This window comes from Xanthobacter sp. AM11 (assembly GCF_047444035.1).
Classification (GTDB): domain Bacteria; phylum Pseudomonadota; class Alphaproteobacteria; order Rhizobiales; family Xanthobacteraceae; genus Xanthobacter.
This window is the reverse complement of sequence record NZ_JBLAOA010000002.1, coordinates 153,206-169,844: the sequence shown is the minus strand read 5'-3', so window position 1 is coordinate 169,844 and position 16,639 is coordinate 153,206. Positions and strand designations below refer to the sequence as shown.

Annotated in this window: 17 protein-coding genes and 2 pseudogenes; 11 read left to right on the top strand and 8 right to left on the bottom strand. The window is 63.9% G+C overall.

What is annotated here, in order from left to right:
• Positions 1-396: 396 nt before the first annotated feature.
• The 8 genes from pqqE to gspM form a co-directional block, all read right to left on the bottom strand.
• Positions 397-1,533, bottom strand: a complete 1,137-nt coding sequence (gene pqqE, locus ACI7BZ_RS21865) for a pyrroloquinoline quinone biosynthesis protein PqqE (RefSeq protein WP_282641327.1) — start codon at positions 1,531-1,533, stop codon at positions 397-399.
• A gap of 5 nt (positions 1,534-1,538) precedes the next feature.
• Positions 1,539-1,829, bottom strand: coding sequence for a pyrroloquinoline quinone biosynthesis peptide chaperone PqqD (gene pqqD / locus ACI7BZ_RS21860; RefSeq protein ID WP_282641318.1), 291 nt, complete (start codon positions 1,827-1,829; stop codon positions 1,539-1,541).
• Entirely contained in the window at positions 1,826-2,731 is a 906-nt protein-coding gene (gene pqqB / locus ACI7BZ_RS21855) for a pyrroloquinoline quinone biosynthesis protein PqqB (protein WP_282641319.1), read from the bottom strand. The genes pqqD and pqqB overlap by 4 nt, the downstream gene beginning before the upstream one ends.
• Positions 2,732-2,756: 25 nt before the next feature.
• Complete coding sequence (gene pqqA, locus ACI7BZ_RS21850) at positions 2,757-2,882, bottom strand: pyrroloquinoline quinone precursor peptide PqqA (protein WP_414114708.1); 126 nt, start codon at positions 2,880-2,882, stop codon at positions 2,757-2,759.
• 417 nt (positions 2,883-3,299) lie between these two features.
• Positions 3,300-4,580 (bottom strand): type II toxin-antitoxin system HipA family toxin, encoded by a 1,281-nt coding sequence (locus tag ACI7BZ_RS21845; protein ID WP_282641321.1) that lies wholly within the window; start codon positions 4,578-4,580, stop codon positions 3,300-3,302.
• Positions 4,570-4,908, bottom strand: coding sequence for a helix-turn-helix transcriptional regulator (locus tag ACI7BZ_RS21840; protein ID WP_282641323.1), 339 nt, complete (start codon positions 4,906-4,908; stop codon positions 4,570-4,572). The genes ACI7BZ_RS21845 and ACI7BZ_RS21840 overlap by 11 nt, the downstream gene beginning before the upstream one ends.
• A gap of 135 nt (positions 4,909-5,043) precedes the next feature.
• Complete coding sequence (locus ACI7BZ_RS21835) at positions 5,044-5,724, bottom strand: hypothetical protein (protein ID WP_414119302.1); 681 nt, start codon at positions 5,722-5,724, stop codon at positions 5,044-5,046.
• On the bottom strand, positions 5,721-6,161 hold the full coding sequence (gene gspM, locus ACI7BZ_RS21830; protein WP_282642963.1) for a type II secretion system protein GspM: 441 nt from the start codon (positions 6,159-6,161) through the stop codon (positions 5,721-5,723). The genes ACI7BZ_RS21835 and gspM overlap by 4 nt, the downstream gene beginning before the upstream one ends.
• 82 nt (positions 6,162-6,243) lie before the next feature.
• Here gspM and ACI7BZ_RS21825 point away from each other — a divergent pair.
• From ACI7BZ_RS21825 to ACI7BZ_RS22120, 11 genes and pseudogenes are all read left to right on the top strand, one after another.
• Positions 6,244-6,495 (top strand): annotated as a pseudogene (locus tag ACI7BZ_RS21825) (recombinase family protein); the annotation flags it as partial.
• Between the two features lie 399 nt (positions 6,496-6,894).
• The gene (locus ACI7BZ_RS21820) at positions 6,895-8,082 is read left to right on the top strand and encodes a DUF3047 domain-containing protein (RefSeq protein WP_282642964.1); all 1,188 of its coding nucleotides are present in this window, start codon (positions 6,895-6,897) and stop codon (positions 8,080-8,082) included.
• 126 nt (positions 8,083-8,208) lie between these two features.
• On the top strand, positions 8,209-9,699 hold the full coding sequence (locus ACI7BZ_RS21815; RefSeq protein WP_282890859.1) for a sensor histidine kinase: 1,491 nt from the start codon (positions 8,209-8,211) through the stop codon (positions 9,697-9,699).
• A 22-nt stretch (positions 9,700-9,721) separates the two neighbouring features.
• Positions 9,722-10,429: a response regulator transcription factor gene (locus tag ACI7BZ_RS21810; protein WP_394107485.1), complete on the top strand. Its 708-nt coding sequence runs from the start codon at positions 9,722-9,724 to the stop codon at positions 10,427-10,429.
• A 109-nt stretch (positions 10,430-10,538) separates the two neighbouring features.
• Positions 10,539-10,979 (top strand): hypothetical protein, encoded by a 441-nt coding sequence (locus ACI7BZ_RS21805; protein ID WP_414119301.1) that lies wholly within the window; start codon positions 10,539-10,541, stop codon positions 10,977-10,979.
• Between the two features lie 318 nt (positions 10,980-11,297).
• Positions 11,298-11,603 (top strand): annotated as a pseudogene (locus tag ACI7BZ_RS21800) (transposase); the annotation flags it as partial.
• An 866-nt stretch (positions 11,604-12,469) separates the two neighbouring features.
• Positions 12,470-14,056 carry a ferritin family protein gene (locus ACI7BZ_RS21795; protein ID WP_349237818.1) on the top strand — a complete coding sequence of 529 codons (1,587 nt, stop codon included), beginning with the start codon at positions 12,470-12,472 and terminating at the stop codon, positions 14,054-14,056.
• A gap of 65 nt (positions 14,057-14,121) precedes the next feature.
• Positions 14,122-15,345 carry a ferritin family protein gene (locus tag ACI7BZ_RS21790; protein WP_414119300.1) on the top strand — a complete coding sequence of 408 codons (1,224 nt, stop codon included), beginning with the start codon at positions 14,122-14,124 and terminating at the stop codon, positions 15,343-15,345.
• Between the two features lie 24 nt (positions 15,346-15,369).
• Positions 15,370-15,774: an MmoB/DmpM family protein gene (locus ACI7BZ_RS21785; protein ID WP_414119298.1), complete on the top strand. Its 405-nt coding sequence runs from the start codon at positions 15,370-15,372 to the stop codon at positions 15,772-15,774.
• 13 nt (positions 15,775-15,787) lie between these two features.
• Complete coding sequence (locus ACI7BZ_RS21780) at positions 15,788-16,357, top strand: hypothetical protein (RefSeq protein WP_282639103.1); 570 nt, start codon at positions 15,788-15,790, stop codon at positions 16,355-16,357.
• Between the two features lie 31 nt (positions 16,358-16,388).
• On the top strand, positions 16,389-16,634 hold the full coding sequence (locus ACI7BZ_RS22120; RefSeq protein ID WP_510804048.1) for a hypothetical protein: 246 nt from the start codon (positions 16,389-16,391) through the stop codon (positions 16,632-16,634).
• Positions 16,635-16,639: the final 5 nt, after the last annotated feature.

Genomic DNA, 16,639 nt, shown 5'->3' with positions numbered 1-16,639 from the left:
CGACCGCTTCGCTCCAGAGGGGTTCCGAACCGTCGGCGACGGCCATTCGGCGTTGCCAACCCCTTGGGTTCGAAACCGTTCCGCCAGAGCGCACCATTTCCGTTTGCGCGCGGCGCTACCCGCTGAGCGGCCACGCGGGCTCGACTGCGCTCCGTTTCGCTGCACCATCCTTTTCCCCTGTCCCGGTGCCGTAGGCGCGGCTTTGCGTGTGGGCGCGGGGCGTCGCGGCCCTCGTCCGGAACCCATCACGTGCTTGTCTGGCACGAAGGCCCGGCGGGCGGGGTCCATCGGGCGTAGGGCCTGGCGGATTTCGGGGATCCGGGTAGCCTGCGGCGCGACCGGGCGCTCGGTAGTCGCGGCAGGATCAGGCGGGGAGGGGTCCCTGATCTCCCGCCGTCACGCCGAGACGACGTCCTTCGCGGCGCGCCGGGGGATGTACGGCGGCGGCGCCGAGGTGCTTTCCTGCGTGGCGAGGGCGCTGATCCGCGCATGCTCCGGCGAGAAGGAGCAGGCGGGATCCGTGGCCGCGGCGTCTCCCGTGAGCGCGAATGCCTGGCAGCGGCAGCCGCCGAAATCCCATTCCTTGCGGTCGCAGGAGCGGCAGGGTTCCTGCATCCAGTCGGTGCCGCGGAACGCCTCGAAGGCCGGCGAGGCCCAGATCTCCGCCAGCGAGCGTTCCCAGCAGGAGAAGAACGTGAGGCCGGGGATGGTCTCCGCCGCGTGGCACGGCAGCACCTTGCCGGCAGGGGTGACGCTGATCAGACGCCGTCCCCAGCCGCCGCAGCAGGCCTTAGGGTAGCGCGCGAAATAATCCGGCACCACGAGGTCGATGGCGAGGCGCCCCTTCAGCTCCACCTGCGCCTTCTGCACCCTGCGGATGGTGGTGACGACATCTTCGCGGGCCGGCATCAAGGCGGCGCGGTTGGCCAGCGCCCAGCCGTAAAACTGGGTGTGTGCCACCTCCAGCCGTCGCGCGCCGAGGCGGAGCGCGAAATCGATCATGGCATCGGTGTCGTGGATGTTGCCGCGATGGATCACTGCATTGAGGGTCAGAGGCAGGCCGCAGGCGGTCACGTCGGCGGCGAAGGCGAGCTTGGCCTGATGGCTGCCGGCAAGGCCGCCGACGGCGTCCGCCTGCGTCTGGTTCACCCCCTGAAGGGAAAGCTGGACATGGTCGAGCCCGGCCTCGGCGAGAGCCGGCAGCTTGGCGCGGGCGGCGCCCACGCCCGAGGTGATGAGATTGCTGTAGAGGCCGAGGCGCCGACAGGCGGCGGTGATCTCCACGATGTCGGAGCGCGTGGTCGGCTCGCCGCCGGAGAGATGCACCTGCCGGACCCCGAGGGCCGCCGCCTCGGTGAGAACGCGCAGCCACGTTTCGGTGTCCAGCTCCTCGTTCTTGGAGACGAGGGCGAGGGGATTGGAGCAATAGGGACAGGCCAGCGGACAGCGATGTGTCAGTTCCGCGAGCAGGCCCCAGGGACGATACGCAGGCCCGCGAGATGCGGGCTCGCGCTGTGCCAATTCCGGCTGCATGGACATCACGCGGACTCCTGAAGATCCACCACCCGCTGCGCCACGAGGCGCTCGATCATGGCGATGATCTCGGCCTCCACGCGGGCCTGAGAAGCGGCATATTTCTGCGCCAGGCGTCGGGTGATGGCGGCGATGGAGGAAATGCCGTCCACCTCGTCGATGACGGCGACCGCCATCTGATCAAGCTCGAAGATACGCTCGGGGGCGAGCAGCAGCCAGATCCCCCGGGCCGAATCACGTTCCAGACGGACGCCGCGCGGCAAGCGTGGCACGCTGGCCGCCGTCACCGCCGTCACGGCGTGATCTCCATCCCGTCATGGGCCAACTCCCAGCCGGCGGCACGGACGGCTTCGTTCTCGAGGGAATCCTCAACGAGAACCGGATTGGTGTTGTTGATGTGCACGAAGATCCGCCGTCCCAGCGGGGTTCCGGTCAGCCGGGCGACGGAGCCTTCGGGCCCGGTCATGGGCACGTGGCCCATGCGCCGGCCGGTCTTGGTCCCGACGCCGGCGCGGATCATATCGTCGTCCTCATAGACGGTGCCGTCGAACAGCAGCACGTCGCCGCCGGCGAGCCGCTCTCGCACCGCATCGGTCACCTCGGCGCAGCCGGGTACATAGGCGATGCGGCGCCCCTCGCCTTTGAGGAGCACGCCCACCGTGGTGCCGGTGGTCTCGCCAACCACCGGCTCGCCGCGCTCCTGCCAGAGGGCCACCTTGCCGGGCACCGCGAACAACGTCACCGAAAGTCCCGGCAATGGCTCGACCGGCACGTCGAGTGCCACCGTGCGACGCGGAACGAGGGTGGGATTGACCACGTCGAAGACACCGTTCTGGGCGAGGGCATCCTGGGTTTCGGCGCTGGCGTAGAGGGCGAACGGCTCGGACTCGCGCAGCGACAGCAGGCCGGCGATATGGTCCACGTCGGCATTGGTCACGAGCGCGGCGGCCAGCGGCGTGTGGCGCAGCCCCTCGCGCGGGTGGAGCGCCGGCAGCAGCGCCATTTGCTGGCGGATGTCGGGGGACGCGTTGATGAGCAGGTAACGGGCCCCGTCGAGGGTCACGGCGATGCTCGACTGGGTGCGGGCCTTGACCATGGGGTCGCCGGCCCGCGCCCGTTCGCAGATAGGGCAGCGGCAGTTCCACTGGGGAACGCCGCCGCCCGCGCCTGAGCCGAGGATATGGAGCGTGAGGGGCATCAGAGGGCTCCGGCGCGCTTCCGGCTCAGTCGACGGTGTCGATATCGGCGGACTCGTAGCTGGTCACTTCCATGCCGAGGCAAATCTCGACCACCTCGGGGGTGGTCCATTCCGCGGCGGTGGCTTCGATCACGTGGGTCGTTTCCGTCATCATGTTTCTCCGTGTTGTCGCCCTTTTTTCCGGGCGCTGCCGGAGCCTGGGATCGTCTCCGGCCTCCGGATCGGGCGCCGAGGTGGCGCTCCAATCCTCTTCCTCGCGGTCGGGCGCTTCAACTGTCAAAAGGTCTAAAGACCTGCGTCAGGCGAACGGTTCCGCGGAAGTCCTCGGGGAAGCCACCTTCGGTATAAACGTCGAATGCGCTCGCGCCATCTGACGTTCCGCCAACGCTGCCTGAAAGGCTGCCGCTTCCAAGGCCTGATACGGGCGGTGACTCAATCATGGCGACGACCCGCTTTCGGTCAATTCCGATGGCATCATAGGCGCTGCTCTGCATCGCTACGACGGGCTTTCCACGACGAGCTTGAAGAACGGAGGCCAGGACGCCTTGTGTTCGTCGCGGAGCCCGCCTCATGCCAGCAGCGCCGCGAGCAAAGGCGGCGCTCCCTCGAAAGCGAAGGGATTGAGGAACTGCCGTCGCCACAACAGGTTTCTGTTGACTTCGCTCAAATCCGCTTCCGCGCAGATCACCGCCCACCGATCACGGATCACGGTGATCTGGTGCGCCGCCAAAGCCATCGCGTCTTCGCGAGAGAGGAGGAACAATGGAGCTGCATCGAGACACAGAGCGATCCGGCTCCACCGCTCATTGCCGGCGATCAGCATGGCCTGGGTTGCTTCGCCGCCCGTCCTGGCCTGCGGGCAGATATCATAGGCCGGTGTGAGCATCAGCCTATGGCCCTCCCAGAAGGCGGCATGATTGCGGGCGTGATCGTCGGTGTTGCCACACAGCACATTGAAAAGCATGCGGCTGAAGAGCTCCTTCAGCGTCTCCCTCGGCGCTACGAAACGGTGGCGGATGATCGTCGCGAGATCCTCATAGCTGGCATAGCGCGCCATCAACTCGTCGAGTTCAAGTAGGGTCAGCGCCGAGACCATCGCACGGCGCTGCCAGCCTTCCGTAGACTTCGCGCGATCAAAACGCTCGACCAGCAGAACATCCTTCCCGGCTGCGCGCTCCAGCGCTACGCGAGCGACATTCATGCCGCTCGCGGCCGCGAGGCGCATCGCCACATACTCGGCCTTGACGACGCTGTAGAGGTCGCTTTGCGAGGAGAATTTCGCGACATACTTGCGGTCACCCGACGCGAGCATCGCCTTCGGGCGCGCACCACCGATCGAGCTGCCGTGCAGCAACGCCCGGTCGAGTTCCGGAGTGAGCGGGAGACCTTTTTCGATGCTGGCCGCAGCGTTCATCAGTTCGCCAAGGGAGGCGGATGTCGCGTCGCGGGCGACGTACTCGGTCGCTGATGCCTGGAAATCCAGCGCCCCGATCCGGTCCGAGCCGGACTCCAGAAGATAGGTGAGTTCGTCGAGCGAGGTGACGTCGATATTCTCTCCTTTCGCGCCGAACTTCCGGTTGAGGATCACGCGCCGTCCCCACGCATCGGGCGCCGCGTCACGGATGCAGCTCGGCATGTGCAGTCCGTTGAGGAGCGGCAGCACGCCCGCGCGCAAAGGCAGCTCGGGCGCATAAAGCGGGATGGCGTTCTTCCGCGCGAGATAGCTGCGTCCGTAGTTGAATAGCAGCTGAGCGCCCACCGCAGCGAGCCGGCCGGCGACGACCGGTTCAGTCTCGTCCGGCAGCCAGATCCAGACGAACGCCTCGGTCGGCCCCGCCTTAGAAATCATCCTTGGCCTCCAGTTTCGAGGGGTGCACCGCCTTGGGCAGGAGCGTCAGCATCGCCGCGTTGGCGCCGATCGCGCTTGTGAGCGCCCCCTGATCGGCATCGAAGAGCCGCACGCCCACCACGGCCGCCGCTTCAAAGACGGCGCCGATCGCGCAGCCGGGGTCGCCTTTCTCGATCCTTTGGACCAACCCACGCGAGATCCCGGCGCGTTCGGCCAGTTCCATGGCCGTGATCTTGCGCTCGATGCGGGCGCGACGGATGAGCTGCCCCAGCAGCAGAACGGCGTCGTGGCTGTAGCGGGAATAAGGACGGGTGATCGGCTTGGCCATCGCCGAACGCTCCATAAATAGACCATTATGTAATTAAATGATCTGTTTATGACTTAAAGCCATCGACCGCAAGGGTCAAATGCCATCTCGATCCACAAATAATCCATACTATATAAAATGATCTGTTTATGGATCTTAATTGCCTCGCCTGCGACCGGGCTGGGAAGCGCGGTGCGTGCCCTCAAGGGCTGACCCCGTCAGTGGGGTAGGTCGTGCTGTGGTCAGTGCACTGTCCGGCGCCCGCTCGACCGGAACCGACCGGCCGACGGAAACGATCGCGCCGCTGCCCTGCCCGCGCGCGGACAGCACCAGCACCTCCGTTCCGTGGTCTTTCTCAAGTTCGGCGTCGCGCCGGCGTACGGAACGCAAAACCCAACCGTTGTAGCTCTCGCCGGTGCGCAGGCGCACCACTGAGCCCGTCGCCTCGATCCGGAAGATGCCGTAGGCGTCGCTCACCCCCACCACCGTGCCGATGAGGGCGACACGGGGCGGGTCAGGGGCTGTGGCTGTGGCAGAGGCCGCCGGGGCGGGCGGCGACGCCTTGAGCGGGGGTGACGGCGGCCGGCGAGACGGCGTGAACAGCGGCCGCGCGCGGGTCGCGGCGAGGCGTTCCAGCGGTACCGTCCGCACCGGATTTCCTCCCAGCGCCTCGGCGAGGTCGTGGGTCTCTGCCCCGGCGCGCATCTCCACCAGACCGGAGGCGAGGGTTGGGTCGAACAGATCGGCCGCGTGCGCTGCCCCCTCCCCGCCGGTCCGCGCCGCGGCGAGGAGCAATGTCAGAAGGATAATCCGCAGCGCCCCCATGAGCGCACTCAAGGTGCCCCCTGCCAGCGGCCATAGACGGTGAAGCCGACCTTCAGCCGGCCGCCCGCGCTGTCGGAAGCCACCGTTCCGCTTTGTATCGCCAATTCGCTCACATAAAGGAAAGGCAAGCCGGCCTCGATGTCGTAGAGCAGCTTCTGCAGGTCCGCTTCCTCGATGTCGAGGCTGGCCTCGGCGGAAAGGAAGCCGGGTCCCCAACGCTGCCCCTCCACATCGAGGCGGGAGGAGGAAATGCGGCCACCGGAGTTTTCCACCGCGGATGAAAGACGCTCGATGAGCGCCGCGCCGGCGACCGTCGCCGCCACAATCTCGGTCTTCTCCTTCGCCGTCCACGATCGCCGCTTCCGATGACCCGTGATCACCTCGATCCGCCGATAATCATTGGCTTCATGCATGTCTTGATGCATGGCATCATCACCGTCGTTGTCCATCCGAACTGCCTCCTCGCGAAGTTCAGACGGATGATCCTCATCTCCTGCTCCCGCGGTAGGTGGGGCGTTCGTAGCGCTTACGGTCGACGTCGCCCGGCGCCGCGGCTTCCGGACCGTCGAGGTGATCGATGACGATCTCGGCCGGTCGGCGAGCGGCATGGTCGCGCGCCCCGGCTTCGAGAAGCTCGTCGCCGCGCTTTGCGCTGGCGAGATTGGCGCGGTGCTCTGCTTCGACGCCTCGCGGCTGGCCCGCAACGGCAGGGACTGGCATCACCTGCTCGAGCTGTGCGGGCCGGTCGAGGCGAGGGTCATCGACCTCGACTGCGTCTATGATCTCGTCCGGAACCGATCGCCGTGCTGGTCTGGCTGAAGTCTCGGTGCGCGAGATCCATAGGGCGGCAGGGCCAGACTGATCTCACAGGTCCGGGCGCAGTCGACAGCGTGACCGGGCGCGCGGCAGTGGCAGCGGGATTGAGCGGGGGAGGGAATCGCAGAGAACTCGGTCGCTGACCCGGTTTCCCTCTCGATGGGTTGGGTGCGCGGCCGAGCGTCCGTCATCGGCGGCGCGCCGCTTCACACAATCTTCTGACATTTCGCTAACGCCCTCCTGACCCCTTCTCCCGCGCCGTATCGTAGCGTGCGCCGAGGGGCTGTCCGGCCTTCACATCGGACCAAAGGGGAAGTGCCAATGTTGTTATGCGGATGTTGCCCAGATCTGAGGCCGCCGAAGGAGATGGGAACGAGGCGCTCGTTCCTGACCGGCATGGGCGCCGCCGCCTTGGCCGGCGGAGCCTTCGCCACCGGCCTCACTCCGGCGCGCGCCGTCGGCGACGGACTCGGGGCAAGCGGACTGCCGGACGAAGGAGAGCGTGTTAGGGCCATTGTGGCCCTGCTGCACCAACGCGGTATTCCCGAGCTCGCCCGAGCCGTCCCCTTCGAGCTTCGCGGGAAGGACCTGCCGTGGATGAAGGAGCTCGGCGAGGTCAGGACGGGTCAGCAGGTGACCTTCCTTCTCGCCGGCCGCTGGTATCTCGCGCGGGCGGCGGACCTCTGGGTGGAGCCGGGGGTCGCTTTCCACGCCCGCGCCGACAAGGGCCAGCTCTATAATTCGATGGCGAACACCGGGACGATGACCGCGGACCGGGACGGCCCCCTCGCCATCGCCCGCTCCGCCGGAGAATGGGCCTCGCCCAACGGCGATCTCGCGACCCCCACCGATGTCTACCTTGCCGCCGAAGGCCGGATCGAAGGGGTCGCCCTCATATGGAACGGCGATGCGCGCACGGGCCTCGCCCGGCTTGCGGCCATGAGCGACGTGGCGGGGCTGATCCACGACGAGATCGCGCGGCTCGACAAGGTTCCCGTACTCCCGCCGGGCTGGAAAAGCATATTCCTCTTCGGCAACGGCGACGGCACCTTCCGATCCGGGCCGAATAGGGAAATCCTCTGTTCCACCCACAAGAGCGTTGGAATCGTGCAGCGTCCGGTGGCGCTGCAGCTCGCCCCCGGCGCCACCCTCGAATGGAGCTGGGTGGTCGATGAGCTTCCGGCGCCCACGCCGGAGGACGAGATTGGCACCCATGATTATCTGTCCATCGCCGTCGAGTTCGATGACGGGCAGGACCTCACTTACATGTGGAGCGCCGGCCTGCCGTCAGGCCACGTCTTCCGTTGCCCCCTGCCCCTCTGGGCGGGGCGCGAGACCCACATGGTGGTGCGGACCGGACGCGACGAACTCGGGCAGTGGCTCTCGGAAGCCCGTCCGGTCCATGATGACTACAAGGCCCATGTTGGCGGCGACGCGAGGCACATCGTCGGCGTCTGGCTCATCGCCAACAGCGTGTTCCTGCGGCGCTCGGGCCGTTGCCGGTACAGGAACATCGTCGTTTCCAGCAGCGGCTTGCGGCAGACGGTTCTCTAGATTCCGTCCGCGCGGCGACGCCCGAGAAGCCCCGGCCGAACGCCTGCCTCCTTCACCCGATTGCCCAAGGGTGCGGCCGGCGCGCACAATAGCGGCGGAAAAACGCTGGCGCTAACTGGATATTTTATGATGGCGATCATGGGGGATGAGCCTTCGGAAGAGACTCGCCGGTGGCGGAGGCACTGGCTCGCGCTCACGCTGATCGCGGTGCCGCTTGCGGTCATCGCCGCCATGGCGCTGCGAACGATCCACATAGAGCGGACGGCGGGCGAGGCGCGAAACCTGGCGGCGGCGCGAGAGCGGGGCGCAGCGGTCGGCAAGCGCCTCGAGGCGGCCGTGACGAAGGAGATGGAGGCAAGTGAATCGCTGGTGCTCGGCGCCCTGGCTGCAGGCACGAACGAGGTGGACGTGTTGCGCCGGCTCGTGTCCGACGGCGCGGTTGCATTTGCGGTGCACTTCCGCGGCGAGGGACGGGCCTTCCCGCCGGAGGACCCCACCGCAGCCCTGTTGCAGGAGATCCTGAAGCTCGCCAAGCTCGCGCCCGCCCTCTCCCTCGCCCGGTCCCACGCAAAGGGCGATGAAAGGGGCCTCGCATGGTCGGCGATCGACGACCTCCCCACGCTCGTCTCTTGCCGGGTGGTCGGCGAGGCGCAAACCCTCTGCCTCGCTCTGCCTTCTGATCAGGCACTGCGGTCCCTGGCGGAGGAGACGGCGTCAAATACCTATTTTGGGGACGCGCCCGTGGAGATCGTCGATCCTGGGTCGATGACACGGTGGCGCACTGCGCCCGAGGGCGGTCCGCTGGAGCCCGCCGCGAGCATCGATCTTGTCCGGCCGCTGGAGGGCTGGAAGATCCGTGCCGCGGCGGCGCCTTATCCCGCATTCGCCCATGCGGCGCTCGGCGCCTCCGTCCTCGCGCCCGTCGCCATCGGCTGGGGCGTGGCGCTCTGGAGCCTCTTCCGGAGACAGGCCGATGCCGCCGCCGAAGAGCGCCGCCGCGCGGAGTGCGCCGCGCGCCTTTCGCACGATCTGCGCACCCCGTTGTCCAACCTTCTCCTCTATGTCGATCTCATTGCCCGCCACGGCCGGGACACGGCTCCCATCGGCCGCTATTGTGCGGTGCTCGAAGAGGAGATCGCGCGCCTCGGGTCCATTGCCGAAGAAGCGGTGCACCAGGCCCGGGGCGAGCCCGTCCAGTCCGCCGGAACGGCGCCGCTCATTCTAGATGCAGTCGTCGGCGCGCTCATCGTCCGTTACGAGCCGCTCATGCGCGAGGCAGGCTGCGCTGTCGCCTTTTCGGGCGGCGCCGGGCGGCCGGCGCGCCTTGACGGCCGCGTTCTGGAGCGCATCGTCGTGAACCTGCTCGACAATGCCCGACGCCACGCGGCCGGCTCGCGCGTGAGCATCTCGACCACTCTCGAGGCCGAAAGGTTCATATTGCGGGTCCGAGACGACGGCGTGAAAGGCGGCGCAGGCGACACCGGGACTGCGCTCGGCTTCGGGCTCGGCCTGAAGGTCGTCGGGGAATTGGCAGCGACCTGCGGCGGGACATTCGCCGCCGACATCCGTGGCGGCGGCGCCAGCTTCGAGGTGGCCCTGCCGGTCGGGGAGGGCTGAGGGGGTGGGAGGAAGCCGCACAGTGTCCCACCCGCCCCAAAGCGTTCTTCTGGCGGAGGACGATCAGAACCTCCGCCAGGGCCTCGCCGAGCTTCTGGCGCTGGAGGGCTTCGCCTGTCTTTCCGCGCCCGATGGGGACACGGCGCTGGCGCTTGCTCGCGATCACGCGCCGCTCATCGCCATCGCCATCGTCGATGTCACGATGCCGAAACTGGACGGCTTCGCCCTCTGCCGGAAGATCCGCGAGCATGACCCGGCCCTACCGATTCTGATCCTCTCCGCGCGGGACACGGAGACCGATCGGGTGCTCGGTCTCGAATACGGCGCCGACGATTTTCTGACGAAGCCGTTCGGCGCGCGCGAGCTTCTGGCGCGCATCCGCGCGCTCCTGCGCCGCGCCGCGCTTTCCCCAGCGCGGCCCCCGCCCACGGCCCGTTTCATCCTCGGCGACATCGAGGTGGCGCCGGAGGAACTGCGCGCCTACCGGGGCAAGCGGCGCATCGACCTCACCAAACGCGAGGTGACGCTGCTCAGGATCCTTCACGACCGCAAGGGCCTGGTCGTCTCACGCAACGACCTCTGCGACCTCTGCTGGGGACGGGATTACATGCCGAACAGTCGGGCGGTGGATCAATACATCTCGGCGCTCCGCCGGAAGATCGAGCACGATCCGGCCAACCCGCGGATCGTCCGCACCGTGCACGGGTTCGGCTATCGCTTCGACGGGTAGAAGGACCCACCCGTCGTGCATATTTCTTGAAATCGGCAGACTTGCGCCTGACATCCCGATGCCAGCGCACGTGTAACATCCCTTCATCTGCCATGACGAGGAGGACGCGATGATGTTTAGACGCGCGAACGCGCTCATTCTGCGGGCGACCCTGCTGGGTTTCGTTCTAGCGGCTTCGGCATCGGAGGCCTTCGCCGGCGATACCGTCGTCGATGACCACGGCGTGCTCAATCCGCAGGAATTTTCCATGGACGCCGTGATGCGCCGCATTGAGGAGAAGCGCGCCACCAATTTCGACTGCATTGCCGGATACGAGGCAGCGAAAGCGGGAATGCACGTCTACGCCGAGCGCATCTTCGCCTACTGCGCCGAAAAGGGTGTCACGGGCGCTCTCCCGTGGATGGCCTGGATAGAGGAGAATGGTTATACGCACCCGTCCAACCCGGCAGCCGCTGCGGAGTGGGACAGGCGCAGCGCCGAACTGGGCTCTTCCGTGGGAGAAGCTCAATTTCGGTCTCGACCTGTTGCGCGGACACGGCGTCGCGCGTGATCCCCTCCTCGGCCGCCGTTACATTGATCGCGCCGCCGAGCACGGAGACGAAACGGCCCGCAGGCTCATCGAGAACGGCTACGATCCCGATTTGGTGACGCCGGATGCCGACAAGGCGCGCTACCGTAAGCCTGTCTTCTAGGGCGGGTCGGCATCGCCGCAGATAACGGCGCCAAGTGTCCTCCCGTCGGCGCCCGAAGGAAAGGTGGGAGGCGCTCGAGCACTGCGTCGGGGACTTTCCGCAGCGGGAAATGGCCGACGCCCGGCAGAACGTGGTGGCTTTAGGCACCGCTGAGGCCGGCCTCAAGCTCGGGACGCCGGGTCGGGCTGACACCGGCGCGCTTTCAGTTGGGCGAGACCGACATCCAGGGCAAGATCAGCCGATGCGGCGACGAACTCGCCCGCACGGCGCTCTATGAGGCGGCGCATACGCTGCTCGTGAGGAGCCAGAAATGGTCGAGCCTGCGGGCGTGGGGAATGAAGATCGCCAGGCATCGCGGCATGGCCCGCGCCCGCGTCGCGGTCGCCCGCAAGCTCGCCGTCATCCTCCACCGCATGTGGAGCGACGGTTCGCAGTTCCGCTGGGGCAAAGACCCCGCCAATGGAGCCACGGCCGCTGCATGACGCCGCAGAGCCGAAACGGGAGGGCCAGACACCACGCATGACCCCGCAAGGGTGAACCGGATCGTTCCCGTGGGGACGATGGGCAAGGCGATCTCGTTGAGAGTCCAGAACCTGGGCAAACCCAAGGTCGTGAAACAGATTGAGACGCCTCGCCCTCCTGACCCCATCATGCGGCGGCCCAGCGCCGACCGCGAAGAGAAGCGTGTGACCCATGGGGCGACACGAGCCGGAGAAGCCAAGACGGGGCGACCAGAACGAGCAGCTTGACCTCAACGACCCCAATCAGAGAAGGGCTCTTAGCCGGTTCTTCGAGGTGTCCGCCCGGGACGAGAGGTGCGTAACTCGCGGCGCGAAGGATCTGGAAATAAACAAGGTCAACCGAACGAGGCGTGGCTTGCTTTCACATCCACCTATCTGAGATGGTTTCTGTGGTGGATGTCGCGCTGAGGTCGGAAATGATCCGTTCGAGACGCTCGGTATCGCGAGCGTCGAGGAAGGCGCAGGCCGTCTGTACCGTGGCCGCTTACCGCCTGTTCCGATTCATTCACGTATCTTGCTGCGAACGCGCTGAAACTGTACCTTTAGGCAATATCCGTCAAGGCTCTTTCGTGCAAACTACCAGTGCGCAGGGTTCAACCCGCGCAAAAAATGGAAAAAAAGCAGCCCTAAACAGATTTAGGGCGCAGGGATGAACGCAAGCTAATTGAGGCGCTCACGGCCGCTCTGATGCGTTAGGGGCCCGCGTAGTGACGCTGGGCGAACTCGCTTGGGCGGTTCCCAGAAGATTCCGACATGGCGGAAGCAATCGCGCAAGACCGCAGAGCGCGGCCAGCGTGGGTCATAGCAGGGATTCAGGAGGACTAAGAATGCAATCAGTAAAGCCGAGCGGCCACAGCATTATGGAAAATACGAAGCGCGCAGTCCGCGCGCCGACTTCGGTCGAGGCTCAGGAAGTCCATCGCTATCTGATGGATTTCAAGTGGGAGTTTGAAAAAAACCGTACAAAATACGGCACGAAGTATGAAATGGCGAATTTGACCAAGGAACAGTTCAAGCTTACCGCTAAAGAATATGCTCGGATGGAGGCAATTAAAGAGGAGCGGCAGTTCGGAACCCTGCTCGATGGGCTCGACCGTCTCGACGCCGCGAACCGGGTCCATCCCCGATGGGCGGAAGCGATGAAGGTTTTCGCCAACTTTCTGGAATGCGGTGAGTACAATGCGATCGCAGGCTCCGCCTTGCTCTGGGACTCCGCACAGTCTCCCGAGCAGAAAAATGGATATCTCGCCCAGGTGATCGACGAAATTCGGCACAGCAACCAGACGGCCTACGTCAATCACTACTTTTCGAAACACGGCTCTGACGCTGCCGGGCACAACAATCCTCGTCAGTTGCGCAGCGTTGGCCCTGCCTTCCGAGGGATCAAGCGCGCGTTCGGCGACGGGTTCAATGCCGGCGATCCGGTCGAATGTTCCATCAACCTTCAGTTGGTGGCTGAGGCTTGCTACACTAATCCGTTGATCGTCGCTTTGACGGAGTGGGCCGCCACAAACGGCGATGAAATTACGCCGACCGTCTTTACGTCGATCCAGACCGATGAGATGCGCCACATGGCGAACGGGTATCAGACGATCGTGTCTGTGATCAATGACCCGAAAGCCAAGCTGCATCTCAACACCGACCTCAATAACGCTTTCTGGACTCAGACGAAATACTTCACGCCGATCTTGGGCTATCTGTTCGAATATTTCAGCAGATACAAGGTGGAGCCGTGGTATAAGACTTGGAATCGGTGGGTGTATGAAGATTGGGCGGGGATCTGGCTTGGCCGCTTGGCCAAGTATGGAGTCACATCGCCGCCCAGCCTGCGAGAGGCGAAGCAGGACGCCGTCTGGTCGCACCATGATGTCGCCATTCTCGCGTATGCCCTCTGGCCGTTGCACCACTGGCGGCATGAGCTTCCAGACGAAGTCGACATGGCTTGGTTCGAGGAGAATTATCCTGGCTGGTACGACCGTTACGGGCGCATTTATGACGAATGGCGTAAGCTAGGCTTTGAAGATCCGAAGAGCGGATTTCTGCCGTCGGCTTGGCTGATCGAGAATGGCTACATTCCCTATGTGGACCACGTGTCTGGCGTGCCGTTCTGTCCGAAGCTCGCGAAGGGTGCGTGCGATCTTCGCATCCTGGAGCGCAATGGCCGGCGTTACGCTTTCTCGGACACCTATGGCGAGCAACAATTCCTGCTCGAGCCCGAGCGCTACGAGGCGCAGGATTTCCTCACTCAGTTTGAGGGGTGGGAACTTTCCGAGGTCATCCGCGCAGGCGGCGGATTGCGCAGTGACGGCAAGACAATGATAGCGCAGCCCCATTTGCGCTCGGACAACATGTGGACCATTGATGACATTCAGCGAATTGGGATGAAGATTCCGAATCCTCTGAAGATGCACTGACGCGGAACTGCACCGGCGCCGTCAAAGGCGGCGCCGGTGCTCAGATCTGAAGAGAGGAAACCAAGATGAAGCAGGGGCAGTCAATTCGGGCGGCGTTCGAACCCGAGCGGATCATGGAAATCCGGAAAGTTTCGCCAGCGGAGCCGCTGGAGAAGCAGCGCACAATGAGTTATTATGTCGTGCCGGAAGGCAAGCGGTTGACCGAGTATGAGCAGTTGACGGCCTATGCGCAGCAGAGCGCCGACTATGCGGGCGGCGGCATTGAGGTCGGTGAGTATCAGCAAAAGCATGCCGGCGGCCGTGGCGCCTATGCGAACGAAACCACGGAGCTCATCAATCGCGACTGGTTCAAATTTCGGGATCCCGATCGCCGCTGGTTTTATCCCGCGGTCAAGGCCAAGGCGGAAGATGGGCGCACTGCAGACCGGTTCATGAAAGCGGCTTCCTCTGAGGGGCTTGTTCGGTTAATCGAACGTGACTGGATTGGTTTCCTCGATGTCGATTTTGGGGCGTTGACTTTTTACGAATACGGTTTGTTCAACGCGCATTCATCAGCCACGAAAGATTCTATTTCGGATTTCGTAAAGACCTGGGTTGCTCTAACAGCATTTGATAAGAATGACGCTGCGCAGATGGTGCAGACAGAGCGCGTGTTTCTGAGCAAGCAGATAGAAAACTTCGACGCCGACTTGGTGCGGGCGAAAGAAGTGTGGACCAAGAGCCCGATCTATGCCGGCATTCGCGAGGCGGTCGAACGCCTTTGGGGCGACACGTATGACTGGGGAGAAATCCTTTGGGCGTCGCATGCGATCATTGATGCTATTTACGGGCAGTTCGTTCGGCGGGAGTTCTTTCAGAGAATCGCGCCAGCGTATGGCGATAACATCACGCCTTGGTTTCTAAGTCAGGCGAGCGGCTACGCCCAAACCGCCAAGGGGGGTGTGCGGCGGCTGTTCGGAGACAATCTTGCGAACGATCCCGATTTCGGGTTGCACAACCGGGCGGTGATACGTGCCTGGACTGACAAATGGCTTCCGGTCACCCTCGCAGGACTTAGAGGATTTGTCGGAATCTATGCTCAACTTCCGAATGCTTCCGAGAAAGTCGCAGGGCGCAGCGTCGTAGAGGAAGGCGTTGAGCGCGTCATGCAGGATTGGGCGACCGACTTCGCTCACCTGATTGGATACGAGGCGGATGTCGCCGGTTTGGTGGCCGAAGTGATGAGCGGCATGGACCCAGCGCTGGCGTATCGATCTGACGCTACGAAGTCCATTCAACCTATTTCGTGATGTTATGGCGAAGGGGATACCGGCATGAGCGGACGTGGATCGAGCGAGGGCCTGAACTCTAAAAATGGGCAGGCGTTTATCGACGAATTCCTTGATGAAAAAAACATGACCGTCAAGGAATCGCGTGATATTGTACTTGTTCTAATGAAAAGTGAGGAAATGGAAGTCGTCGTCGACGACATCATCCTTGGGGAGCAAAAGAAGTCGAATCCATCAATCGTGGTGGAAGATCACGCTAGTTACTACTGGATCAAAGCCGATGGGCAAATTGTCATTGATGTAGATATTGTGGCGGATATCATGGGGCGATCGTACAATGTTTACGACTTCCTGGTAAACGTGTCCTCGACCGTTGGTCGAGCATTCATTACCGGTAACGTGTTCACGCTGACGACGGAGCTTGTCGGGCTCGATGAAGCGTTGGTATAGGGAAGGAAACAAAATGGCGTTCACGAACCACTGCCTACGCGACGGAGACCGCAGTCTATACGACAATGATACGCGTCGTAGCTGGCGGGACCGCATCGCAGGGCTCAGCAATCTCGACGAAGCGGTAGCGCTTTTGACGGAGATCCGCACCAAGCACGTCGGGACCGAGCGCGAGACGTACGATTTGGAGTACGACTCATTGTGGATCGAAGCGGAGGCCGAAAGGCGCGTCGCTTCGCTCAAAAGCGAGAAATTTCACGGTAAGGATTTGCTCGACAGGTGCGTGTGTGGCGCTGCGGCGGCAGATGTTTACCGTGATTTGCGCCACCGCATTGACGCCGCTGGCGAATGTCAATTCACGCTAGAAGGTTTGGCTGCGGAATTTCGACGCAAGTTCAAACCTCCTGTGATGCCGGTCAACGCATGGCTCGAACTCGACAGCTACTTAAGCAAGCGGTTGCTCGAGACCAGGGCGAAGGTCGCGGATATCTCGGCCATCGACGTCGCCGAATGGCGCGCCAAGCGAGGCTTTCGTGTGCTTGTCGAGGGGCACGGGAACGCGATGACGGGTGAAACGACCTGACGCGGCAACAAGCGATATCCCGGAGGCGCAAATGCACAACGGCGAAACGGCTGATCTACCATTGTCGGAAAAGCAGAACGCGGAAACAGCCTTTCGAGGCGTGTGTACGGACTTTGGTTTTGCTTGGCAATGGCAGATCTTGCGTGGAGACGACGTGGTTCACGAAGGAGCCGCGTTGAGCGAAGCCGCCGCGTGGCGAGCCGTGAAATCAATGATACGCGTCTTCGGGAGCCTTGACAAAAACTCCGAGACCAACAGGCCGCAAACGGCCGCTTAGGGGGA